27 protein-coding genes are annotated in these 23041 nt (G+C 62.7%); 15 read left to right on the forward strand and 12 right to left on the reverse strand.

Annotated elements, in window-relative coordinates; translation table 11 throughout:
• Positions 1 to 60 precede the first annotated feature (60 nt).
• The 4 genes from xylF (at position 61) to NKJ78_RS19675 (ending at position 5178) form a co-directional block, all read left to right on the forward strand.
• Positions 61 to 1101 carry a D-xylose ABC transporter substrate-binding protein gene (xylF, locus tag NKJ78_RS19660; RefSeq protein WP_023683968.1) on the forward strand — a complete coding sequence of 347 codons (1041 nt, stop codon included), beginning with the start codon at positions 61 to 63 and terminating at the stop codon, positions 1099 to 1101.
• A 148-nt stretch (positions 1102 to 1249) separates the two neighbouring features.
• On the forward strand, positions 1250 to 2566 hold the full coding sequence (locus NKJ78_RS19665) for a sugar ABC transporter permease (RefSeq protein ID WP_352459726.1): 1317 nt from the start codon (positions 1250 to 1252) through the stop codon (positions 2564 to 2566).
• A 12-nt stretch (positions 2567 to 2578) separates the two neighbouring features.
• Positions 2579 to 3376 (forward strand): ATP-binding cassette domain-containing protein, encoded by a 798-nt coding sequence (locus NKJ78_RS19670; RefSeq protein WP_023737402.1) that lies wholly within the window; start codon positions 2579 to 2581, stop codon positions 3374 to 3376.
• A gap of 155 nt (positions 3377 to 3531) precedes the next feature.
• A complete protein-coding gene (locus NKJ78_RS19675) occupies positions 3532 to 5178 on the forward strand; it encodes a CHASE domain-containing protein (RefSeq protein WP_352459727.1) in 1647 nt (548 codons plus the stop codon).
• 39 nt (positions 5179 to 5217) lie between these two features.
• Here NKJ78_RS19675 and NKJ78_RS19680 read toward each other — a convergent pair whose 3' ends face one another.
• From NKJ78_RS19680 to NKJ78_RS19705, 6 genes are all read right to left on the reverse strand, one after another.
• Complete coding sequence (locus tag NKJ78_RS19680; RefSeq protein WP_023670102.1) at positions 5218 to 5460, reverse strand: YMGG-like glycine zipper-containing protein; 243 nt, start codon at positions 5458 to 5460, stop codon at positions 5218 to 5220.
• An 83-nt stretch (positions 5461 to 5543) separates the two neighbouring features.
• On the reverse strand, positions 5544 to 5870 hold the full coding sequence (locus NKJ78_RS19685) for a hypothetical protein (RefSeq protein ID WP_023670101.1): 327 nt from the start codon (positions 5868 to 5870) through the stop codon (positions 5544 to 5546).
• 142 nt (positions 5871 to 6012) lie between these two features.
• Positions 6013 to 6189, reverse strand: coding sequence for a hypothetical protein (locus NKJ78_RS19690; protein ID WP_023683964.1), 177 nt, complete (start codon positions 6187 to 6189; stop codon positions 6013 to 6015).
• A gap of 123 nt (positions 6190 to 6312) precedes the next feature.
• A complete protein-coding gene (locus tag NKJ78_RS19695; protein ID WP_023737404.1) occupies positions 6313 to 7347 on the reverse strand; it encodes a sensor histidine kinase in 1035 nt (344 codons plus the stop codon).
• 160 nt (positions 7348 to 7507) lie between these two features.
• The gene (locus NKJ78_RS19700; protein ID WP_023670098.1) at positions 7508 to 7675 is read right to left on the reverse strand and encodes a DUF1328 domain-containing protein; all 168 of its coding nucleotides are present in this window, start codon (positions 7673 to 7675) and stop codon (positions 7508 to 7510) included.
• A gap of 219 nt (positions 7676 to 7894) precedes the next feature.
• Positions 7895 to 8689, reverse strand: coding sequence for a response regulator (locus NKJ78_RS19705; RefSeq protein WP_023670097.1), 795 nt, complete (start codon positions 8687 to 8689; stop codon positions 7895 to 7897).
• Between the two features lie 212 nt (positions 8690 to 8901).
• On the opposite strand from NKJ78_RS19705, the gene NKJ78_RS19710 reads away from it, so the two are divergent.
• The gene (locus NKJ78_RS19710) at positions 8902 to 9105 is read left to right on the forward strand and encodes a NepR family anti-sigma factor (protein ID WP_023670096.1); all 204 of its coding nucleotides are present in this window, start codon (positions 8902 to 8904) and stop codon (positions 9103 to 9105) included.
• A gap of 3 nt (positions 9106 to 9108) precedes the next feature.
• Positions 9109 to 9660, forward strand: a complete 552-nt coding sequence (locus NKJ78_RS19715; RefSeq protein WP_023670095.1) for a sigma-70 family RNA polymerase sigma factor — start codon at positions 9109 to 9111, stop codon at positions 9658 to 9660.
• A 56-nt stretch (positions 9661 to 9716) separates the two neighbouring features.
• Here NKJ78_RS19715 and NKJ78_RS19720 read toward each other — a convergent pair whose 3' ends face one another.
• Positions 9717 to 10034, reverse strand: coding sequence for a response regulator (locus tag NKJ78_RS19720; RefSeq protein WP_050485906.1), 318 nt, complete (start codon positions 10032 to 10034; stop codon positions 9717 to 9719).
• A 339-nt stretch (positions 10035 to 10373) separates the two neighbouring features.
• On the opposite strand from NKJ78_RS19720, the gene NKJ78_RS19725 reads away from it, so the two are divergent.
• From NKJ78_RS19725 to NKJ78_RS19735, 3 genes are all read left to right on the forward strand, one after another.
• A complete protein-coding gene (locus tag NKJ78_RS19725) occupies positions 10374 to 11135 on the forward strand; it encodes a Crp/Fnr family transcriptional regulator (RefSeq protein ID WP_023737405.1) in 762 nt (253 codons plus the stop codon).
• 124 nt (positions 11136 to 11259) lie between these two features.
• Positions 11260 to 11586 (forward strand): ElaB/YgaM/YqjD family protein, encoded by a 327-nt coding sequence (locus tag NKJ78_RS19730; RefSeq protein ID WP_023670092.1) that lies wholly within the window; start codon positions 11260 to 11262, stop codon positions 11584 to 11586.
• 11 nt (positions 11587 to 11597) lie between these two features.
• Positions 11598 to 12059, forward strand: a complete 462-nt coding sequence (locus tag NKJ78_RS19735; protein WP_023737406.1) for a hypothetical protein — start codon at positions 11598 to 11600, stop codon at positions 12057 to 12059.
• 57 nt (positions 12060 to 12116) lie between these two features.
• Here the strand turns inward: NKJ78_RS19735 and NKJ78_RS19740 are convergent, their stop codons facing one another.
• A complete protein-coding gene (locus NKJ78_RS19740; protein WP_502896818.1) occupies positions 12117 to 13691 on the reverse strand; it encodes a sensor histidine kinase in 1575 nt (524 codons plus the stop codon).
• Positions 13692 to 13803: 112 nt separating this feature from the next.
• Here NKJ78_RS19740 and NKJ78_RS19745 point away from each other — a divergent pair, with 112 nt between their 5' ends.
• On the forward strand, positions 13804 to 14031 hold the full coding sequence (locus NKJ78_RS19745) for a hypothetical protein (RefSeq protein ID WP_023693688.1): 228 nt from the start codon (positions 13804 to 13806) through the stop codon (positions 14029 to 14031).
• 26 nt (positions 14032 to 14057) lie between these two features.
• On the opposite strand, the gene NKJ78_RS19750 is transcribed toward NKJ78_RS19745, so the two are convergent.
• Positions 14058 to 14978: a diacylglycerol/lipid kinase family protein gene (locus NKJ78_RS19750; RefSeq protein WP_023670088.1), complete on the reverse strand. Its 921-nt coding sequence runs from the start codon at positions 14976 to 14978 to the stop codon at positions 14058 to 14060.
• Positions 14979 to 15236: 258 nt separating this feature from the next.
• Between NKJ78_RS19750 and NKJ78_RS19755 the strand changes: the two genes are divergently transcribed.
• Positions 15237 to 16541: a PRC-barrel domain-containing protein gene (locus tag NKJ78_RS19755; protein ID WP_023708587.1), complete on the forward strand. Its 1305-nt coding sequence runs from the start codon at positions 15237 to 15239 to the stop codon at positions 16539 to 16541.
• Between the two features lie 77 nt (positions 16542 to 16618).
• Here the strand turns inward: NKJ78_RS19755 and NKJ78_RS19760 are convergent, their stop codons facing one another.
• Complete coding sequence (locus NKJ78_RS19760) at positions 16619 to 18172, reverse strand: alkaline phosphatase family protein (protein ID WP_023737408.1); 1554 nt, start codon at positions 18170 to 18172, stop codon at positions 16619 to 16621.
• 216 nt (positions 18173 to 18388) lie between these two features.
• Here NKJ78_RS19760 and NKJ78_RS19765 point away from each other — a divergent pair, with 216 nt between their 5' ends.
• The 4 genes from NKJ78_RS19765 (at position 18389) to NKJ78_RS19780 (ending at position 21558) form a co-directional block, all read left to right on the forward strand.
• Entirely contained in the window at positions 18389 to 19321 is a 933-nt protein-coding gene (locus NKJ78_RS19765; RefSeq protein WP_023737409.1) for a VOC family protein, read from the forward strand.
• A 4-nt stretch (positions 19322 to 19325) separates the two neighbouring features.
• Positions 19326 to 19958 carry an alpha/beta hydrolase gene (locus NKJ78_RS19770; RefSeq protein ID WP_023734636.1) on the forward strand — a complete coding sequence of 211 codons (633 nt, stop codon included), beginning with the start codon at positions 19326 to 19328 and terminating at the stop codon, positions 19956 to 19958.
• Positions 19951 to 20250, forward strand: coding sequence for a GNAT family N-acetyltransferase (locus tag NKJ78_RS19775; RefSeq protein WP_023737410.1), 300 nt, complete (start codon positions 19951 to 19953; stop codon positions 20248 to 20250). The genes NKJ78_RS19770 and NKJ78_RS19775 overlap by 8 nt, the downstream gene beginning before the upstream one ends.
• A 249-nt stretch (positions 20251 to 20499) precedes the next feature.
• Positions 20500 to 21558: a dipeptidase gene (locus NKJ78_RS19780; protein ID WP_023737411.1), complete on the forward strand. Its 1059-nt coding sequence runs from the start codon at positions 20500 to 20502 to the stop codon at positions 21556 to 21558.
• A 3-nt stretch (positions 21559 to 21561) separates the two neighbouring features.
• On the opposite strand, the gene NKJ78_RS19785 is transcribed toward NKJ78_RS19780, so the two are convergent.
• Positions 21562 to 21807, reverse strand: coding sequence for a hypothetical protein (locus NKJ78_RS19785; RefSeq protein ID WP_023708591.1), 246 nt, complete (start codon positions 21805 to 21807; stop codon positions 21562 to 21564).
• A gap of 2 nt (positions 21808 to 21809) precedes the next feature.
• Positions 21810 to 23036, reverse strand: coding sequence for an aminomethyl transferase family protein (locus NKJ78_RS19790; RefSeq protein ID WP_023737412.1), 1227 nt, complete (start codon positions 23034 to 23036; stop codon positions 21810 to 21812).
• Positions 23037 to 23041: the final 5 nt, after the last annotated feature.

The raw sequence follows: 23041 nt of genomic DNA on the forward strand, positions 1-23041 counted from the left end.
TCTGTGTGCCGGCCCTCGGGCCAGTTTTGTCGCGCCGCACCCGGCGCAGGGAGGATTATGATGAACAGATTTGCAGCCGCCATGCTGGCGGGTGTCGCCATGTCGCTGGCGCTGATGTCGGTCGCGCAGGCGAAGGACAAGGTCATCGGCGTGTCGTGGTCGAACTTCCAGGAAGAGCGCTGGAAGACCGACGAGGCGGCGATGAAAACGGCGATCGAGGCTGCCGGCGACAAGTACATTTCCGCCGACGCGCAGTCCAATCCCGGCAAGCAGCTGACCGACGTCGAAAGCCTGATCTCGCAGGGCGCCAACTCGCTGATCATCCTGGCGCAGGACGCCTCGGCCATCGGCCCGGCGGTGCAGAAGGCGCTGGACGAAGGCATTCCGGTCGTCGGCTATGACCGCCTGATCGAGAACAAGGACGTCTTCTACCTGACCTTCGACAACAAGGAAGTCGGCCGCATGCAGGCCCGCGAAGTGTTCAAGGCGAAGCCCGAAGGCAACTATGTCTTCATCAAGGGCTCGGGCTCGGATCCGAATGCCGATTTCCTGTTCTCGGGCTCGATGGAAGTGCTCAAGGAAGCCATCGACTCGGGCAAGATCAAGAATGTCGGCGAGGCCTATACCGATGGCTGGCTGCCGGCCAATGCCCAGAAGAACATGGAACAGTTCCTGACCGCCAATGACAACAAGGTCGATGCCGTGGTTGCGGCCAATGACGGCACCGCCGGCGGCGTTGTCGCCGCGCTGACGGCGCAGGGCCTTGCCGGAACGGTTCCGGTCTCGGGCCAGGACGGCGACCATGCCGCTCTGAACCGCATCGCGCTCGGCACGCAGACGGTGTCGGTGTGGAAGGACGCGCGCGAACTCGGCAAGAACGCCGCCGAGATCGCCTCGCAGCTTGCCGATGGCAAGAAGACGGGCGACATTGCCGGCGCCAAGGACTTCACCACGCCTGGCGGCAACACCGTCAAGTCGCTGTTCCTGACCCCCGTCGCGATCACCAAGGACAACCTCAACGTCGTCATCGACGCCGGCTGGATCAAGAAGGACGAAGTCTGCACCGGCGTCGCCGCCGGCAGCGTCGCGGCTTGCAACTGATCTCGACGACTTGAAGAAATTAGGCGGCCCGGGGGGGGCCCCCGCGGGGGCGTTTTCTCTACGAGAATTGTGTGTTTCCGCCATCGGCGGCAAACTTCTAGGCTGTGGTCCGGCATCCGCGCCAGACGGCAAGCCGCTGGAGGACATCATGACCGACACGACCTCAAATCCGCAGGCCGATACGGCACGAGCGTCTGAACTCGGCGCGGTCGCCCGGTTCCTGAAAGCGACCGAGCTCGACACGCGCATGCTCGGCATGGTCGGCGCGCTGCTGGTCATCTGGGTCGGCATACATATCCTGTCGGGTGGGCTTTTCCTGACGCCGCGCAATCTTTGGAACCTGTCGGTGCAGACGTCCTCGGTCGCGATCATGGCGACCGGCATGGTACTGGTCATCGTCATGCGCAACATCGACCTTTCGGTGGGCTCCGTCGAAGGCGTGATCGGCATGATCATGGGCGTGGCACAGGCCGAATTCCTGATTCGCGTCATCGGCTTCCAGCTTGGAAACCCCTGGCTCTGGATCGTCGCGCTTGCCGCCGGCGTGGTGCTTGGTCTGCTGATCGGCGCGTTCCAGGGCTTCATCATCGCCTATATGCAGGTTCCGGCCTTCATCGTGACGCTTGGTGGCCTGCTGGTCTGGCGTGGCATGGCATGGCTCATCACCAGCGGGCGCACGGTCGCGCCACTCGACGCCACCTTCCAGCTGATGGGCGGCGGACCACGCGGCTCGATTGGCGCCGCTGCCAGCTGGATCGTCGGCATCGTCGCCTGCGCGGCGGTCGCCTTCGCGCTGCTCAACGGTCGCTCGCAGCGCAAGCGCTTCAGCTTTCCACTGCGCCCCGTCTGGGCCGAGACCCTGCTTGGCGTGGTCGCTTGCGCGGCCATCCTCGGCGCCGTGTGGATCGGCAATTCCTATCCATGGCCGATCGGCATCGTGCGCCAGTACGCACAGCAGAACGGCATCACCGTTCCCGAAGGCGGGCTGTTCATCGCGCATGGCATCGCCATACCGGTGCTGATGGCGGTGACTGTCGGCATCATCATGACGTTTATCACCAAGCGCACGCGTTTCGGCCGCTATGTCTTCGCCATCGGCGGCAATCCGGAGGCAGCGGAACTCGCCGGCATCAACACGCGCTGGGTGACCATGAAGGTGTTCATGATCATGGGTGTGCTGGCTGCAATCAGCGCGGCGATCTCGTCGGCCCGTCTCAATGCGTCAACCAATGCGCTGGGCACACTGGACGAGCTTTTGGTGATCGCGGCCGCCGTCATCGGCGGCACGTCGCTCGCGGGCGGCGCCGGAACGGTGATGGGCGCCATGCTCGGCGCGCTTCTGATGCAGTCGCTGCAATCCGGCATGGTGCTGCTCGGCATCGACTCGCCGCTGCAGAGCATTGTCGTTGGCGCTGTCCTGGTCATCGCCGTCTGGCTCGACACCGTCTACCGCAAGCGGGTCTAGGGAGGAACGACTATGGAAAAAACTGCTCCCACCGGTACGCCACTGATCGACATGCGCAACATCTCGATCGCGTTCGGTGGCATTCGCGCCGTCGACGATGCGTCCATCGATCTTTTCCCGGGCGAAGTGGTGGCGCTGCTTGGCCACAACGGCGCCGGTAAGTCGACGCTGATCAAGATCCTGTCGGGCGCCTACAAGCGCGATGCCGGCCAGATCTTGGTCAACGGCCAGGAGGCCTCGATCTCCAATCCGCGCGACGCCAAGAAATACGGCATCGAAACGATCTACCAGACGCTTGCGCTGGCCGACAATGTCGACGCTGCCGCCAACCTCTTCCTCGGCCGCGAACTGATGACCGCGTGGGGGACACTCGACGATGTCGCCATGGAGGCCGAGGCGCGCAAGGTGATGGGCCGGCTCAATCCGCGCTTCCAGCGCTTCAAGGAGCCCGTGATCAAGCTATCGGGCGGCCAGCGCCAGTCGGTGGCGATCGCACGCGCCATCCTGTTCAACGCCCGCATGCTGATCATGGACGAACCGACGGCGGCGCTCGGGCCGCAGGAGACGGCGCAGGTCGGCGAACTGGTAAAGCAGCTCAAGGCCGACGGCATCGGCATTTTCCTGATCAGCCACGACATTCACGACGTGTTCGAGCTTGCCGACCGGGTCTGCGTAATGAAGAACGGCCAGGTCGTCGGCACCGCGCTCACCACCGATGTGACGCAGGACGAAGTGCTCGGCATGATCATCCTGGGAAAGTGTCCGCCCGGCGCCATTCCCGGTCCGGGTGCGCTGAAGATCGCGGCCTGAGACCACGATATCATCGGCTCTCATCTTCACCGATGTTCGACCGATAAGCCGGCTAAATATACGTGATATGCCAGCCGTCATTATGGCTTGGCCGCGCCATTGTCTTGCCGCGGCGAGTTGCCCATAAAGGTTCCCGAACCGTCCATGGGCCTGCGTTGAAGAAGCTTTTCCCGATCCTTGCCTTCATTGCCGTTGCACTGATCAGCCTGACGATGGCGGGCTTCGCCTATTTCGCCACCCAGGAAGCGGCGCGCATCAAGTTCGAGGCGACGGCCGACGACGCGCTCAACCGCATCGAAAGCCGTATCGATCTGCATCTGTCACTGCTGCGCTCGACGCAGGCGCTGTTCGACGCCCGCAACGGCGAGATTTCAGGTAGCGAATTCAAGGCCTTCTCCAGCGCCCTCAATCTCGATAACAATTTCGCCGGCCTGCGCGGCATCGGCTATCTCAGGCTGGCCAAGACCGGTGACGAAGCGGCGGTCGAGCGCGACATGTTGCGCGACCGCGGCGCCGGCCACACGGTCTATCCGGACACGACACAGCCGTGGCGCACGCCCGTCGTGCTGTTCGAGCCGCTCGACCCTGCCAACGAATCCACCATCGGCTACGACATGTTCACCGAGCCGGTGCGGCGCGAGGCGATCGAAAAAGCGCTGGCCGATGACGCACAGCACGCAAGCGGTCTGGTCCAACTCGGCCAGGACACGGGGGCGGCGCAGACCTTTACCGGTTTCCTGGTCTTCGTCAGGCTCAATGTCAAAACCGCGCCGGATGGTATCAACGCGTCCAGATCATCGACATCAGGCCTTCTCTACGCGGCCTTCCGCGCCCGCGACCTGTTCCAGACCGCGCTCAGCCGCACGCCTTTGCTGCCGGTCAACACCGCGGTCTATGACGGCACGGCCGACGCCGACAATCTTCTGTTCCAGTCGGAGACGCCGCCGGTTGCGAGCTTTGGCGACAGGCTGTTGGTGACGCGCAAGATCATCGTCGCCGGTCGGCCGTGGACGGTGCTGTTTCGGCCGACAAGTGCATTTTCGCAACCGTCCTCGCGCGCCATTCCGGTCATGCTCGGGCTGTTCGGCCTGCTTCTGGCCGGCGCCATAGCGTTGGTGGCCCGCTACCAGGAGCGCGCCTACGACGCCAAGTCGCTGCTGCATGAAACGACGGAAAAAAGCCTGCTCGAAAAGGATTTGATGCTGCAGGAGATGAAGCATCGAATCAAGAATTCGATCACGCGGGTGCTGGCGATTGCGCGCCAGACGGCAGCGCAAGCAACCGACGTGAAGGAGTTCTCAACTTCCTTCTCAGCCCGCCTGCAGGCAATGGCGGCTTCCCAGGATATGCTGACGCGTTCGCGCTGGCAGAAGGCCGATCTTGGCGACCTGCTGCGCATCGAGCTCGGCCAGGTGTTCGGCAAGGAGCTTCCGGAAGGGATATTGTCAGGGCCTCAGGTGCTGCTCGACGAGAGGACGACGCAGGCGCTTGGCCTGACCTTTCACGAACTGGCGACGAATGCGCTGAAATATGGCGAGGCCGGCAATTCCGTGGGTGCGCTGAAGGTCGACTGGTCGTTCGAGGGGCGCGGGTCCGAGCGGATGCTGGTTCTGAACTGGCGCGAGGCCGGGCAGAAGGAACTCGAAGCGCCGGCGAAGACCGGCTTCGGCACCAAGCTGATCGACCTCAATGTCACGCGCGAATTGCGCGGCACGATTGCCCGAGATTTTCGCGCCGATGGGCTTACGGTGGAAATCAGGATCCCGCAGCCTGATGCAGTCAAACAAACGGAGACCGGCTGACCGGTCTCCGTCGCGATTGTCTGACGCTTTTGAAGCGGATCAGCAGCGAGCGGTGTAGAGCCGGCCGCGATTGTCGCGATACTGGCAATAGCCGTTGCGCAGGTTGCGCACCAGCAGGCCGGAACCGGCGCCAACGGCTGCGCCGATCAGCGCACCCTTGCCGCCGCCGATCAGTCCGCCGGCCAAAGCACCGACACCGGCGCCGACACCGACATCCTGCTCGGTCGTGCTGCAGCCGCTGACGGCGACCACCGCAACCATGGCAATAATCAATTTCCGCATAGAATCTCTCCTCACTTTTGTCCTCACTTTAGTAAGCTCCAGCCGCTATTTAGCACGAAACAGCAGCCTTTGCCCGCTCGATCTTATTGTTGGCTAAGAGAGTCTTTTTCGCGGCGCGTGGCGTTCGACGCGACCACGACACTGGAAATCTGCAAAGACGCGTCGAGGGTGCCGTCCGGGCGCACGTTCCAGACGATCTGGTCGTAATCATCTTCCAGCGCGGGGTCGACCGTAAGACATTTGGCAACGACGTGCTCGGCCTGACCCTGCACGTCGCCGGCAGCGAATGGACGTTCTGCCGTGCATGCTTCGGCGGTTTCGAAAACACTGACCGGCACCGGCAGTTCACGGCATTCGGTCATGTTGTTCGAACAGCCAATTACCAAAAGCAAAGCGGCGATGTGTTCCACGGCGACACGTCCTCTCGCCATAAGAACGGTCCACAGCCGTCAAAGTTCCTGTGCCGAAAGGGGCGTTAATAATTGGTCGGCTACGAGCTGGACAGTTTCTGAGCCAGGCTGCTTGGGAGCAGCGTGAACCTGAGCATCTGGCTCAGACCAATTGCGACGCCACGATCAGCACAACAGCGGCGACGAGCGCGACAGCGGCGACGCGAAGCAAGGGATGCCAGGCGTGCTGCAAAGGCGAGGCTGAAGCGTCAGGATCCTGAAAGCCGCTCATCGACACCCGGGCGGCCTGCTCCAGCCTGTTCATATCGGCAACCGTCATGATCATTCCTCCCGCGTTGCAGGCTGCGGCCGAAACATCGGTTGAATCGGTCAAGATCCAGCAATCTCTGGGAACCACAGCATCGGATTTTATGGTGAACAGCCGGTTAAGGAATCCCGCCGCTCATTCGGTTTCGAAATTGCCGTGCGGAACGACGAGGCGATATTCGAGGCGGTCACTGGTGATCTCCAGCGTCGCCGTGCCGTTCAGCGATGCCGGCACGACACGTTCGAGGGCAACGCTGCCGAAGCGTTTCTCGGTGCGCCTGTTATCATTGGCGACAATGGCCTCGACCCAGGTCAGCGACAAAGCCGGCTTGTCTGCGGCCTCTGCGACGTTCGACAGATCGGCGGTTACCTCGACAAAGCCGTCCGGCCGCGCCAGGGCCCCGTAGCTGAATGAATTGACGGCGAGTTCGTGCATTGCCAGGCCGATATGGATTGCCGCGTTGGGATTGAGGTACGGGTTGACGCCATTGAAGCGCAGGCTCTGCGCGGGATCGGCGCCGTAGCGAACGACCTGGCCGCGGATAAGCTCGCGAAGTGCTGCACCCCGCCAGTTCGACGACGTCACCAGATCCTGCGAGGAAGCCAGTGACTGCAGGCGGCCGCGAAAGCGCTTCAGGAAATCGTCGGGTGTCTCGGAATAGCGGCCGGTCTGGGTGGCAATACTCTGGATGATGGCCAACAGGTTCTTGGAGCGGTGGCTGACTTCGCGCAACAGCGTCTTCAGCGTCTGTTCGCGGCGTTTCTGCTCGGTGGTTTCCACCATCGTGGTGACGACGCCCTGCACGTCGCCGCGATGGCCCCGATCGGCATCGACCCATACCTGGAACCACCGCATGCCATCACCGGTGGGAACACTCAGTTCAAGGCGTTCCGGATTGCCGGAAGCGATAACATTGCCTTTGGCGGCGGCGATTTGCTCAGCTTGCGCCGGTGGCAGCGCGCCGTTGCTGTCGGCTGTGTCTGAAACCCACGGCGCACGCATGTTGCGGGCCCATACAGTCTTCAATTCACGATCCTGATAGAGGACGGAAATGCCGGCATTGTGCAGAGCGTGAAGCAAGGCCCGGCCAAGCTGCATTCCGCTTTCAGCCGGGTGCAGTGCGATCACCTCGTCGCCCTGTCCGCTCTCGCCTCCGCCAATAGAACGCATCAATCACCTGTCCACCTGATCAGGACTGAACGATTCACTTGGACTCAGTTCCTGAGTAGGTCCCCAGAAAAGGTCCGCCGGACGATGTCCCGTTGAAGGACATCGCCCGGCGGTGGCTGGAAACCGTTTGAGGGGTGCGGCTTCCAGTGTTCGCCCGCTCCTACGATGCCCGTCTGAACAGGCCGGCCAGAAGCGAGATGACGAGGAAGGCGAGAAAGATGAAGAACAATATTTGCGCGATACCGGCCGAGGTACCGGCGATGCCGCCGAAACCAAGCGCGCCGGCGATGATCGCCACGACGAGAAATACGAGCGCCCAGTAGAGCATGATCTGTCTCCTTCCGATACTGGATCAAAAACGTGAGTGATTGCTGTTTGTTCCACCATTTGCCGAAAAAGAAGGTCTTTGGAAGAGGCCCGGATGCGAATTGATTCACGCGCGTGCGTCCCATACGGAGCGACGGGCAGCCGCTGATCGCCGGTTTGGCGATCGCCAGTGCCGGCAACGCTGCGAGGCGGCGAAAAGTTGGAGATTGAAGGCCCTACTTCACGCGGCGGCCTTGGCCTGCCGGTCGAAGAACAGCGCTTGGCTGATCAGCGCCTTTACCATGTCGGGATTGAACGGCTTGGTGACGAGGAAGGCCGGTTCAGGCCGCTCGCCGGTCAGCAGACGTTCGGGGAAGGCGGTGATGAAGATTACCGGCACCGAAGTCGACGACAGGATTTCGTTGACCGCATCGATACCCGAGCTGCCATCGGCAAGCTGAATGTCAGCCAGCACCATCTTCGGCCTTGTCTTGCCGAACATCGCCACCGCCTCGGTATGGGTGCGCGCGGTTCCGACCACGTGGTGGCCGAGGCTCTCGACCATTTCCTCGATGTCCATGGCGATCAGCGGCTCGTCCTCGATGATCAGCACATCGGTCGCCACCTGGCGAGAGATCTCATTGCTCGCCTGGGCAAGCAGTTCGGAGAATTCCTTGGCGTCGACATCGAGAATTTCAGCTGCCTCGTCTTCACCGAAGCCTTCGACCGCGACCAGCAGGAAAGCCTGGCGTGGCCGTGGCGCAATGGCGTTCAGATTGGCGGCGGCGCGCTGCTCCCATGCCGATTGTGCCTGCTCCTGCGGAACGCGGATGGCAATGGAGGTGAACAGTTTGGCGAATACCTTGTAGAGCGCGATGCGGTCGCTTGACGCTTGCGGGAAGATGTCGACGTCGGCGATGATGGCTTCGAGCATCGCGGCTACCAGCGCATCGCCACTCTCCTGCGATCCGGATACGGCGCGTGAAAAGCGGCGCAGGAACGGCAGGTGCGGAGCGATGGTTGCGGAAAGGCTCATGGTAGACGTCTCCCTCAGATGACGTGATTGCATAGATTGCAGGTCAAGCTGATTGCAAGCCCCAACATCCAAACGCGGGTTTTGCGAAAAAGTTCCGACACTTGTGGAACGAAACTGCACGGGCGACGTTTGTGGTGCGATGGGCAACCAGACGAGGGGGCCGCTTTGCGTTGTGTAATGGGGCGGCTCGGGGCGCTGGATTTAAGGGCGAAATGAAGGACATGAATAAAGAAACGCTGGCTGGCGCCGCTGACAGGCGCCGGGCCAATTCCGGCGACCCGCTCGGGGCGAATTCGGAAATTGGCCGTAAACTCAAACAGTATTATGACGAGCTGGTCTCGGACAATGTGCCGGATCGCTTTGCCCAGTTGCTCAGCCAACTGGAAAAGGCCGAACCCGCACAGAAGAAGGACTGAGGCATGGCAGCTGTCTCACAAGGGTTCAAGACCGACCTGCTCGGCTCGATCCCGAGCCTGCGGGCCTTTGCCGTGTCGCTGACGCAGAATGCCGACAAGGCCGACGATCTGGTGCAGGAGACGCTGGTCAAGGCTTGGGACAAGCATGAGAGCTTTCAGCCCGGCACCAATCTCAAGGCATGGCTGTTCACCATCCTGCGCAACGAGTTCTATTCCCAGATGCGCAAGCGCGGCCGCGAGGTGCAGGACAGCGACGGCATCATGACGGCCAGGCTTGCCGTTCATCCGGCTCAGCACGGCCAGCTTGACCTCAAGGATTTTCGCGGCGCGCTCGAGCAACTCCCCGAGGACCAGCGCGAAGCCATCATCCTCATCGGCGCTTCAGGCTTTTCCTATGAAGAGGCCGCCGAAATCTGCGGCTGTGCGGTCGGAACGATCAAGAGCCGGGTCAGCCGGGCCCGCACGCGGTTGCAGGAGATCCTCAAAATCTCCGGCGAAGACGAATACGGGCCGGACGCGATCTCGTCCCAGGTGACGGGTTCAAACGCTGCCTGACGGCGGAGGCCCCGTTTGCGGGCCTGGGCTCTCTACACATACGCATCGAAGATATCTCAGACTGGCGCGCGGCCGCAGGCCGCCGCCAGAGCCTCGACGAGATCGGTCCCCGAATAAGGCTTGGTGACCAGGCGGATGCCGGGAAAAGACCCTTTGATCTCATCGGGGTCCGAATAGCCGGAGGCAAAGACAAACGGCAGGCCCGATTGGCGCAGCCGCGCGGCGAAATCGAGTGTGGACGTTCCGCCCAGCATGAGGTCCACGATAGCGGCGTCGAACTCGCCAACGACCTTCTGCTCATCGATCTCGGCCAGAGCGCGGGCAATCACTACGTCGTTCGCGCCATGGTCGCGGCAAAGCTGCTCGACATCCATGGCGATCAGGAATTCATCCTCCAAGACAAGAATTCGCAATCCCTCAAGCAATGGCGGCACTTGGCAATCTCTCCTCAATTCTTGCAGCATCGGGTACAGTGACTCCAGTCAACCGCATCGCGGACCTTGGGGGATCGGTCAGGCCTTAATCCGAAAAGTTCGCCCACCGGCTCTACTCCACAAGCGAGCTTCGAATTCGCCTCAGTGGAGTGTAGCGAGTCATGATCGCTATTTGCCATCCTGTCATTTAAAAAAGACATGCCATCGGCAGCGGAACCGCGGCCTTGCAAAGGCGTAGCACTCAGTCTCTGGCACGAGACTTTCGAAAGAGGGATCGAAATGTCTGGCCAGAATGGTCGTTCGTTTTCCAGCCGTCAGTACCCATGCGAGATCTGCCCGCTTCGGCCATTGCCGGTGTTCCGGGAATTCGAGAAGCAGGAGCTTGCCTATGTCAGCATGTTCAAGAAGGGCGAACTGGCCGTCGACAAGGGCGCCACAGTGCTGGTCGAAGGCAGCCAAAGTGCTCATCTCTACACCGTGCTTTCGGGCTGGGCCTTCCGCTACAAACTATTGTCGGACGGCAGGCGCCAGATCCTGAACTACTCCATGCCCGGCGATCTTATCGGGCTGCAGGGCAGCCTGATGGGCGAAATGCAGCACTCGGTCGAGGCGCTGTCGCCCATGCTGTTGTGCGTCTTCGAGCGTGAAAACCTGCACGAGCTCTACCGCAACCATCCGGGCCTTGCTTACGACATTACCTGGCTGGCGTCGCGCGAGGAGCGCATGCTGGACGAGAACCTGCTCAGCGTCGGTCGGCGCACGGCGGTCGAGCGCACCGCCTATCTCATTGCCTTCATCGCCAGCCGCGCGGCGATAGTCGGGCTCAACGGCAAAGCGCCGGTGCAAATCCCGATTACCCAGCAGCATGTCGCCGATACGCTCGGCCTGTCGCTGGTCCACACCAACAAGACGATCCGCAAGCTCATCGATCGCAAGCTGATCGCCTGGCGCGACGGCGGTTGCGAAGTGATAGACAGGGAGGGGCTGAAGAATCTCGCGCGTTGGGAGGGCCTAAGTGAAGGCCGTCGGCCGCTGATCTGACAGGCAGGCCTCCAACTGGGGCTGGACTCGCACTTGCAAACACCCTTTCATGGATACGGTCTCCGGTTTCGGAACCATGACGTGTGTCGGGCGTTTGAAGCCAAGCAAACGCAAGGAGTTTAGAATGGCAACTGCCGCAGGAAAAACCGCCAACGAAAGTCAGACGAACGCCGACCTCGAAGCCGACATTCGGCAGTTGAAGGCGGATATCGAAAAGTTGACCAAGCAATTGGCCAAGACCGGCGAACATGGTTACGGCACGGCGCGGCGCGCTGCTGCCGAAGGCGTCGACCAGTTGCGCGCCCAGGGTGAAGCCGTCTTCGACAGCCTGCGTGGCAACGCCAAGGATCTTGAGGCCCAGATCACGGCCAATGTGCGCGAGAAGCCGGTTACTTCACTGGCGATCGCGGCCGGCGTCGGCTTCCTGTTTGCGCTTCTTGCCCGGCGCTAGTTTCGACAGAGATGGGCATGCTGGCACCGCTTATCTCGGCCTTGGCCTCGGGTGAAGCCATTGCCGCCATGCGCCGCGCGCGCACGGCGGCAATCGTCTACGGGTTCGCCGCCGTCGCTGCCCTGTGCGGCCTCGGGTTTCTCCTGGGGGCGGCCTACATCTGGGCGGCTGACCGTTATGGCTCGATGGCCGCCTGTCTCGGCTTCGCGGCTGGTTTCCTGGTACTGGCCGGGCTTATCGTGCTCATTCATCAACTTGCGGCTGGAACGCGTGCGCGCCGACGTGCGCGAAGGCGCAATGCCGACCTGAAGGCGCTCGGTATCACCGCGGCGCTTGCCGTGCTGCCGGCCTTGCTCAAGGGGAAAGGCGGGAAGGGCGTCATTCTCGGCCCGATGATCGCGCTCGCGGCCTATGCCATCTACCGTGAGAACATCAAGCCGGACCGGGGCGATCCGGACAGCGAAGCCGACTAAAGCGCGCGCGCTGATACGCTGTTCCCGGGAAAACCGCTTCGCACTTCTGGAATCGCTTTAAGCCGGCAGATCTTCAAGCGGCATCGATATTTCGGCGAACACGCCTTCGCTGCGGAATTCGTGGGTCACTTCGCTCGACAAAACCTTGGCGAGGCTGCGGCGGATCAGGATAGAGCCGAAGCCCTGGCGTTCCGGCGGGTCGACTTTCGGCCCACCGCTTTCGCTCCAGGTCAGCACAAGGCGGCGCGCGCCTTTCTTGCCCGCCGCCTTCCAGTCGACATCGACCTTCCCCGAGCCAACCGACAGCGATCCGTATTGCAGCGCGTTGCTGGCCAGTTCGTGCATGATCAAACCGAGCCCCACCGCCTGGTCGGGCGAAAGCAGCAGATCCGGACCGGCGATCACGATGCGCGGCCGTTCTGCCGAATCGAACGGCTTGACCTCGATCTGCATCAGTTCGCGAATACCGATGCCGCGCCATTCGCGATCCGACAGCAGGTTATGGGCAGCGCCCAGCGCCTGCAGCCTGGCGCCGAAGGCTTCCAGGAATTCGCTTGGGCGGCGAGCGTGGCGAACGGTCTGCGTCGCCAGCGCCTGCACCGTCGCCAGCGTGTTCTTGACCCGATGGTTGAGCTCGCGCAGCAGCAGCCTTTGCCGGTCCTCGCCGAGCTTGCGTTCCGAGATGTCGTAGTTGACGCCAAAGATAAGCGTCGGCTTGCCTTCGCCGTCGCGCTCGATGACGCGGCCGCGGGTGACTATCCAGCGCGGCGGATCGAAGCCTTTGACCCGGTATTCGCCGAAATAGTCGTCGCTGCCGGTCAGGGCATCGCGAAAGCGCGTCTCGGTCTGGTAGACGTCGCGCGGGTCGATGGCGGCCAGAATGTCGCGCGCCCGCAGCCGGTTCGAACGCGGCAGGTTGAACAGCTCCGACAAACGCACGTCGCATTCGATCATGTCGGTGCGGATATCCCAGGCCCAACTGGCGAGCGAGGCGGCGTCGAGCGCTATGGCTCGGCGCTTTTCCTCCTGCGCCAAAGCAGCCGTGGCAATGGCGCCGCTGCGGTTGGCGTCCTTGAGGGTAAACAGGCTGGCGGCGAGGCTGGCCAGCGATTTCAAATGATCGAGCGCGGCAGCGGACGGAAATTCATGCGGCTCCCGGTCGAGTACGCACACCGTGCCGACGCGCGCGCCGGCGACCACCATCGGCGCGCCGACATAAAAGCGGACATGGTGTTCGCCGGTGACCAGCGGATTGCGGGAGAAGCGAGGGTCGATGCTGGCATCCGGCACCACCATCGGCTCGTCGCCGGCGGCAATGGTATGGGCGCAGAACGATATGTCGGTCGCGGTTTCGGTCTCGTTAAAGCCGACACAGGATTTGAACCACTGTCGTTCGGTGTCGAGCAGCGTGACGAGCGCGATCGGCGCCCGCATCACGGCGGCGGCAAGGCCGGTGATGCGATCGAAGTCGGGATCGGAGTCGGTGTCGATCGCGTCAAGCCCGTGCAGTACGGCAAGCCGCTCCGGCGACGCCACGGCGCGGCGGACCTCAACCGGCAAACCAGCCTGCTTCGCCACCTTGCTATCCACCAAGCCCCCTCGCTTGCAGGCCCCACCTGTGGTGGCGCGCATCTCGCGCGGCCGTCGCGCGCCGGAACTTTTGTAGCAAGCAATCGTTACCCCACCATGTTTCGCCGGCGATGGTTTTATCCACCATGCCGGTTGCGCGACAGGAACGCCGCCAATGACCAAGATCGCCCCTGAAAACAAAGCCCGTCAGGGGCGCTGGGGTTGGCACGGCCTGCGCATATTGGTCGCCGCGCTGCTCCTGGCTTTCATTGCTTGGGGAGCGGCCGAGATTTATGGCCAAAAGATCGATCCAGATACCCCTGAAAGCCAGGGGCAGCCCACCGGCCAGACCGCGCCGGCCGACCAGAGCGCGCCAGCCGGCGAGGGGCAGTCGGGCGGCTAGGGTTTTCCTCGTCATTCGTAATCGCATCAGGCGGCCTTCGCCTGGGCGGCTTGCGCCGGAACCAGGACGTTCAGTGCGCCAGGGTGGATCTGGATTGTCGTTTCACGCTCCAGCTTGACCAGTTCGCCGTCGATGACGGCACCGAATTTCTTGCTCCCTGTATGGATTTTCACGATTGCCTTGTCGGCCTGATGGGTTTCGACATGATCGCTGTCGCGCCACCTGCCGCGAGCCATGTCGAAGAGGGCCCTGACCAACTCGCCACGCTGCCGCGCCACGGTGACATAGATGCCGAGCACGCCGCCGGCAGGATTGTCGGCATAAGGCAGATGGCCTTCGCCAAACAGATTGTTGGAAATGCCGATGCCGCTGATGCGGGTCACGATCTCGGCTTCGCCGACCGTCAACGTCACCTTCATGGCGGGAGGATTGTTGATCGTCGTCCAGGCGGCCTTGGCCGAGGCGCGAATCTTTCCCAGGCGCGAGGCGAATTCCATATTGTCGCGCAGCTTCACCATCCTGGCGTGCAGGCCGATCGAGAACTGATGCACGAACGGCCGGCCATTCGCGCTCGCGATATCGACCGCCATGATCTCGCCGTCAGCAAAGGACTTCAGCGCGCCATCGATGGTCTGCGGAATCCCAAGGCCGCGGGCGAACAGGTTCATGGTTCCTGCAGGCAGGACGGCCAGCGCCTTCTTGCCATTCATCAGCCGCCCCGCGGCGGCCGAAATGGTGCCGTCGCCGCCACCGGCCAGCACGACGTCGATGTCGCGCCGCGCGGCGACCTTGTCGAGCGCCGCGACAATCTCCTTGCCGGCGACGATGTCGATCTCGATGGAGTGACCAGCCGCCTCGAGCGTCTGGCGCATCCGGTCGGTTAGCGCGGAAAGATCGGTGGTCCGCAAGGTGCCGCCGTCCCGGTTCAGCACCGCTGCAAATCGCATGCCCCACTCCGTATTCTTTTTAGCGGCCGGAATGCCAGCCGCAGGCTGAAACGGGCAAGCTTGGCAAAGGTTCCATCGGCCGGGCGGGAATGTCGGGCGATTCCGCGGACTTGCCCAGGGTATTTCGATGCTCCCGTTTTTTCGGAACAAGCGCCTTGTCACAACGTTGTGATCCCATTGGAGGCGCCGCCTTCGGTCTCCCGGCAAGTGGTTTGCCGATTGCGGCGCGCATGAGATCACGCAAGAGGAGACTTAATCATGATCCGCACACTGTTCGCGACAACTGCACTCGCAACGCTGATCGCTACCGGTGCGTTTGCGCAGTCAACGACGGCCCCGGCGACGACCCCAGCGCCGGCTGAAGCCCCTGCTACCATCGCGCCGGCGCCGCAACAGGCCGACGGCGCGCTGATGACCAATATCATCGGCGAGTCCGTCTACAATGGCACTGGCGACGATGCGCAGAAGATCGGTGACGTCAGCGACGTCGTCCTCGATGAAAACGGCCAGGCGAAATCCGCCATTATCGGCGTTGGCGGCTTCCTCGGCATAGGCAGCAAGAACGTCGCCTTCGACTACGGCAAGTTGCAATGGGTCGAGAGGAATGGTGACCGCTGGCTCGTCGCCGAGACGACGAAAGAAGCGTTGACGGCGCTGCCCGACTTCGACCGTAAGCCCTACGATCCGGCCTCGGCGCCTGCTTCCACGGCGCAGAACGACCCGCAGAAGCCGGTTGATCTCAACGCCGCGCCGTCAGAACCGGCGGTGAAACGCGCTGACGGCAATCTCGCAACCAACATCATCGGCGAGAATGTCTACAATGGCACTGGCGACGATGCCCAGAATATCGGCGACGTCAACGACATCGTGCTGACCAAGGATGGCAAGGCGCAGTCGCTGGTGATCGGCGTCGGCGGCTTCCTCGGCATGGGTGAAAAGAACGTCACCTATGATTTCGCCAAGGCGCGGTGGGCCGAAAAGAACGGCGATCGCTGGCTGGTGGCGCAGACGACCAAGGAGGAACTGCAGGCGCAGCCTGATTTCGACCGGAAGCCCTATGATCCGGCGCCCGTGACGACAACCTCCGACGCGACGCAGCCGACTGCTCCCGCTGCCCCGACGGCCGTTGCACCGGCTGACAATGCTCAGCCAGCCGACAAGACCGCGGAAGCTCCGGCCGGTACAAAAGCCACCGATCCGACGCAAACGGCAGCGATCGACAAGTCCACATTGACCGAAATGCCGGTCGGTAACATCAGAGGCGACGACCTGAAGGGCACCACCGTCTATGGCGCCAACGACGCCAAGGTCGGCGAGATCGGCGACGTCGTGCTCACGCCCGACAGCAAGCCGGATGCCGTCATCATCGATGTCGGCGGCTTTCTAGGCATCGGCGCCAAGGAGGTCGCGGTCGGCATGGACAAGCTCAAATTCATGACCGACAAGGACGGCAACAAATATCTCTACACCAACTTCACCAAGGAGCAGCTGCAGGCGCAGGCCGCCTATGACAAGGGCAGCTATGCCGAGAAGCGCGACCAGCAGCGGATGATGGTACAGTAAGGGAATAGGCAGTAGGGATTAGGCAGTAGGCGAAAACTAGGCGATCAGGCACCAGGCCGCCAGGAACATTCTACTGCCTACTGCCTACTGCCTACCCACATACCCACCACTCCCTCGTCCGTCAGCTCTGCAAGCGCCAACGACTGGTCAAGATGCTCGGCGCGCCAGGCAAGCAGTCGCTCGGCAAATTCAAGCCGCACGCTGAGATAGGCCGGGTCGGCGGCAACGTTGGCCAGTTCGCCCGGATCCTTCTGCATGTCGAAGAGCAGCGGGGGCAGGCCGCCGCCGAAATGCACGTATTTGAATTTTTCCGTACGGATGACGGCGAGGTTGCACTGGCGCGAGCCGATGCCGAAATGCCGTTCGGCCTCACCGCTGGCAATCGAGCGGAAGTCGAACTCCCAATGCGCCGCGTCGCGCCAATCCTTAGGCGGTTCATCTTGCAGGAACGGTTTTAGCGAGCGGCCGTCGAGATGCATCTGGGCGTCGGCGTCCAGCAGATCGAGCAAGGTCGGGAAGATGTCGACGGCCTCGGTGAAGTGGTTGACGGTCGAGCCGGCTGCATTGCCGTGACGCGGGTCGCGCACGATCAATGGGATGTGATAGCTGCCGTCGAAGAAGCCGCCTTTGCCCAGCATGAAATGGTCTCCCATCATCTCGGCGTGGTCCGAAGTCAGCACGATGATGGTGTCATCCCATGCATTCGCCGTCTTGATCGCTTGCCAGATGCGGCCAAGCTGCGCGTCGACCTCCGAGATCATGCCGTAATAGATCGCGCGGATGGCCCGGATGTTGTCGTCGCCCCAGTCGCGCACGTGGCCGTCGGTGCCGGGGCGGAAGCTTCTCCGCTTCTGGCGACCAAGGTCGTAAGCCAGATAGGGATGCCTTTGCGCCTCGGCCTGCCAAGTCTCGACATGGCGGAAGGGCGGTCCGTCCGCCGGATCATACAGCGTGTTGTAGGGCTTCGGTACGACAAAGGGCGGATGCGGGCTGATGAAGGAGACATGCGCGAACCATGGCGAATCCTGTTCGTCCAGCCAGCGAATGAATTCGCCGGCAAGAAAAGCGGTCGCAGTCTCGTCCCTGGAATAGACAGGCGGCGCGCTGGTCACGGCGTCGCCCGCTTCCCCGCCCACGGGGCGGTGAATGCCGGGAGAGCCCGCGCTGGTGTCGACGCCACGTGCCTTCAGCCATGACAGCCATGGTTTCTGATGCTCAGGCAGGAACTGGCGAACGCTGAAGCCGGGCAGCACGCCCTCATAGCTTTTCAGCCGGGGATCGCCCGGCGCCATCGTGCGGGGATCGGGCGAGACGTCGGTGTAGCCGAACAAAGTCGGATCATAGCCGAGGGCGCGGGCCGAAAGCGCCATGTTGCCGTGGCGGGCGTCGAGCGGCGTGCCGTTGCGGCAGACGCGATTGTTCATCTGGTAGAGGCCGGTGTAGAGGCACGCGCGGGCCGGCGAGCAGGGCGCCGCGCCGCCGTAATGCCGCATGAAAAGGACGCCTTCGGCGGCGAGCGCATCGGCATTCGGCGTCTTCACCACGGCATGGCCGGCAGCCGACAGGCAATCGCCCCGCCATTGGTCGCAGGAGATCAATAGGATGTTCGGGCGTCTGCTTTTCGCGGCCAATGCTCTATCCTGTCACGTCGGGAAGACGTTCAATGAACCGGAATTTGGCGGCAGCGCAAGCCTGTCAGTCTTGCTTAAATGGTGAACGAAAATTTCCTGCTGTTCACTATTGGGATACAGTCCATTCTGAGTTTGCCGCCTTTGCCATTGCCAGGCGGCCACTCATATAGGCGTGGACAGCGGCAAGAGCCGCAAACCGAAGGGAGGAGCAAGACAATGCTCGACCAGATCAAGGGCCTGCATCACGTGACGTCGATGGCCGGCGATGCGCGCCAGAACAATAATTTCTTCACGCACAAGCTCGGCCTGCGCCGGGTCAAGAAGACCGTCAACTTCGACGCGCCAGATGTCTATCACCTCTATTATGGTGACGAGCACGGTACGCCCGGCTCGGTGATGACCTATTTTCCGTTCCCGGACATTGCCAAGGGCCGCCATGGCGTCGGGGAAGTCGGTACCACGGCCTATTCGGTGCCGGCCGGCACGCTCGGCTATTGGGAAAAGCGCTTCGCCGATGAAGGCGTTGCGGGTGTCTCCCGCGAAGAGACGTTCGGCGAGAAGCGGCTGGCCTTCGCCGGTCCCGACGGCGACGGTTTCGCGCTGGTCGAAGACAAGGCGGACAGCCGCGCGCCATGGTTGAAAGGCGGCATTCCCGCTGATGAGGCGATACGCGGCTTCCACTCGGTCTCGCTCAGATTGAAGGATGGTGGCGCCACGGAAGAGCTGTTGAAGTTCATGGGCTATGAGCAAGTGGACAAGTCCGGCAGTGTCAGCCGGCTCGCCATCAAGAACGGCAACGGCGCTGATGTTGTAGATATCGAATCGCTGCCTACCGCGGGCTTTGCCAATCTCGGCGCCGGCTCGGTCCACCATGTCGCCTTCGCGGTGGAGAACCGCGCCCAGCAACTCGAAGTGCGCAAGGCGCTGATCGATACGGGTTATGGCGTAACGCCGGTGATCGACCGCGACTATTTCTGGGCGATCTACTTCCGAGCGCCGGGCGGCGTGCTGTTCGAAGTCGCTACCAATGAGCCGGGCTTCGACCGCGACGAGGACACCGCCCATCTCGGCGAAGCCCTGAAACTGCCGACGCAGCACCAGCATCTGCGGCCCTATCTTGAAGAGCATCTGCAGAAGCTGGAAGGCTGAGACGATGAGCAAGGAAGCTTACATCCATAAGGCGCTGCCGGGTTCGCCCGGCGGCCCGCTGCTCTTCGTCTTTCACGGCACCGGCGCGGACGAGAGCCAGCTGCTGTCGCTCGGGCGCGACCTCGCGCCACAGGCGACGATCGTATCGCCGCGCGGCGATGTTTCCGAGCATGGTGCGGCGCGTTTCTTCCGCCGCACCGGCGAGGGCGTCTACGATATGGACGACCTCGCGCGGGCGACCGCCAAGATGGCCGGTTTCATCAAGGCGCAGGTGATAGCGGCAAGGCCATCTTCGGTCTTGGGTCTCGGCTATTCCAACGGCGCCAACATCCTGGCGTCCGTAATGTTCGCCGCGCCCGAGCTGTTCGATGCGGCGGTGCTGATGCACCCGCTGATCCCGTTCGAACCGCAGGTGCAGGGCAGCCTTGCCGGACGCCGCATCCTGGTCACCGCCGGCAAGCGCGACCCAATCTGCCCGCCCAACCTGACATCCCGGCTGGAGGCCTATTTGCGCGCCGATGGCGCCGATGTCACAGTGGAGTGGCACGATGGCGGCCACGAAATTCGACCAAACGAGATCGAAGCGGCGAGGCGGCTTTTTGCCGATGCGCCGGTTGAAGGAGCAAGCGATGCCTGACGAATTGCCTGAGATCGAACTCGAGGACCGCGGCTCGAAGGGACGTTATGTCCTGCGCGGGCCCGGTGGCGCCGAGGCGGAAATGACCTTCACCAAGGTCGGCGAGCACCAGATCATCATCGATCACACCGAAGTGCCGGACGTGTTTCGCGGCCAGGGCGCCGGCCTTCGGCTTGTCACACGCGCCGTCGAGGACGCGCGACAAGTGGGCAAGAAGATCATCCCGCTCTGCCCCTTCGCCAACGCCCAGTTCCACCGCCATCCGGAATGGGCGGATGTGCTGAAGCAATAGACCTTTTTCCCTTCTCCCCTTGTGGGGTGAGCAGCCGGTTAGCCGCAGGCGAATTCATCGTGCCGGTGGCATGATGAAAGGCCGGCGAACGCCGGGACGCTGCGAAGCAGCGGGGACCGGCAGGTGGTCGGAGTCGCTCAGCCACAAGAGCGAACGCCTCTCTGGCATTTGCGCAGTTCGGCCTTCTTGCCTAAGTACACAGTTCGCTGCGGTTCGTCCGCTCCTGCCAACTGACCGAATGGCTTCCTGATGACCGAATCCGATCTCGTCCCCGTCTTCGACGGCCACAACGACACGCTGCTGCGACTGTACCAGTCGAAAGACACCGACGTCGAAAAGCTGTTCATCGAGGGGACGCAGGGCGGTCATATAGATCTGCCGCGCGCCAAGAAGGGCGGCTTTGCCGGCGGCATGTTCGCGATCTTTCCACCGCCGGTCGAGAAGAGCAAACGCTCTGCGGTGCCGCCGGCGCCGAGCGACAATGAGCCGTTGCCGCCGGAACTGCCGCGCGCTGATGCGCTCAATTCCACCATCGGCATGGCCTCGATCCTGTTTCGGCTGGAGCGAGCGGGGGCGCTGACCGTCTGCCGCAGTGCCGGTGACATTCGCGAGGCGATGGCGAAAGGTTCGATCGCGGCGGTGTTTCATATTGAAGGCGTCGAGGCGATCGATCCCGAACTTACCTTGCTCGACGTGCTCTACGAAGCCGGCCTGCGCTCGCTCGGCATTGTCTGGAGCCGCCCCAACGCCTTCGGCCACGGCGTCCCGTTCCGCTTTCCGTCGTCGCCCGATACCGGACCGGGGCTGACCGATGCCGGCAAGGCGCTGATCAAGGCCTGCAATCAGCTCAAGATCATGGTCGACCTGTCGCATCTCAACGAAAAGGGCTTTCGCGATGTCGCCGCACTCAGCGATGCGCCGCTGGTCGCCACCCATTCGAACGTGCATGCGCTGTGCACCCATTCGCGCAACCTGACGGACTGGCAGCTCGGCGCTATCCGCGAGACCGGCGGCATGGTCGGGCTCAACTTCGCCACCGGCTTCCTGCGCGAAGACGGACGGATGAACTCGGACACCAGCCTCGACATCATGGTGCGCCATGTCGACTCGCTGCTGCAGGCGCTGGGCGAGGACGGCGTCGGTCTCGGCTCCGATTTCGACGGCGCCATGATCCCGGCGGTCATCGGCGACGTTGCCGGTCTGCCGAAGCTGATAGATGCGCTGGCCGCGCGCGGATTCGGACGCGCATTGATCGAGAAGATCGCCTATCGCAACTGGCTGAACGTTCTCGAAAGAACCATAGGCTGAGGCTTAAGCGCCCATGCGCTTCAGCCAATCCTGGCCGCCGCGATCCCTGATCATCGGCAGCGGGTTCTCCCAGTCCAACCGCGCGCAGATGCGGTAGACTTCGAGCGTCTCGGCGCTCATTTCGCCGCGCTTGTAGAAGTACATGGCGGCGGCATAGCGGGTACGACCCGACCATTTTTCGCCGAGCGGCGTGTTGACCAGCTGCCACTGTTCGGCGGCTTCCGTATCATCATCCGGTTCGTCGGCCATGATCAGAAATCCGCCGGCGGATTGGCGGTGCGGCGGTCGAGCTTGATGAAAGGACGGGCCACCACCTTGGCCCGCTTCATCAGCTTCTGGTACTGCAACTCGCGCATGGCGTAGATCTCGACCCAGAGGTCTTCCACCATCGTATCACCATAGGGACGCGTCAGCGAGGCTATGGCGATATTGCGCTTGGCCATCGGCGACCAGATGGCGGCGCTGACCAGCCCGACCTCCTGATGCTTCTTGTGGTAGACGATGGCGTGCTCGGCCGGGATGTTGCCTTCGATCTCCAGCCCGACCAGCATGTGGCGCAGCCTGCGTTTGGCACGGGCTTCGAGGATGGCGCGGCGGCCGTTGAAATGGCCTTTTCCCAGGTCGACCATAAAGCCGAGACCGATCTCGTCCGGCATGCGCAGACGGTCGGCGCGAATGGCATGGTCTGCGGTGGTGAAGTCGGCATTGGCGACGATCAGGCCGGCTTCCAGCCGGGCGCGGTTGAGGGCGGCGTAGCCGATGGCGCGGATGCCGCGCAGTTCGCCTGCCGTCATCAGGCGGTCCCAGAGGCTGAGCGCTTTTTCGGCCGGCACGAACAGTTCGTAGCCGAGATCGCCGGTGAAGCCGGTGCGCGAGATGGTGATAGTGCCGCCATCGTGCGGGAGTTCGGCGAGATCGAACACTTTGAGTTTTTCAACGCCGGCGAAACCCGCCTCGTGCAGCACGGCGAAGGAGGTTGGGCCTTGCAGAGCGAGACCAGCGACGCTTTCAGTCTCTTCCTCGACGGTCACCTCGAAGCCGGTCGCGCTGTCCAGCAGCCAGGGCAGGTGCCGCTCCTGCGAACACAGGCGGAAGCGGGTCGGCGACAGCCGGAACAGCGTGCCGTCATCGAGGACAAAACCTTCGTCGTCGCACCATGCGGTGTAGTGGACGCGGCCCGGTTTCAGCTTGGTGACATCGCGCAGCGTGACGCGATCGAGGAAGGCTTCGGCAACCGGCCCCTCGATGCGGTATTTGGTCATCGGCGAGATGTCGAACAAAGCCGCCTGGCTGCGGATGGCGAAATATTCGAGTTCCTCGTCCCACAGCGAATGCGGCGCGCGATAGCCGGCCCAATTGTACCAGTCCTGGGTTCTGGCCAGCGCATCGATGCGCGGCTGGAACGGCGTGGCGAGACGCAGTGTGCGGAAATGCGACTGCGCTGTGGCGTGGGCGGCGTTGTTGATCGGACTCGTCATGACGG

Origin of the sequence: Mesorhizobium sp. M0037 (genome assembly GCF_040323635.1) — a bacterium.
Classification (GTDB): domain Bacteria; phylum Pseudomonadota; class Alphaproteobacteria; order Rhizobiales; family Rhizobiaceae; genus Mesorhizobium.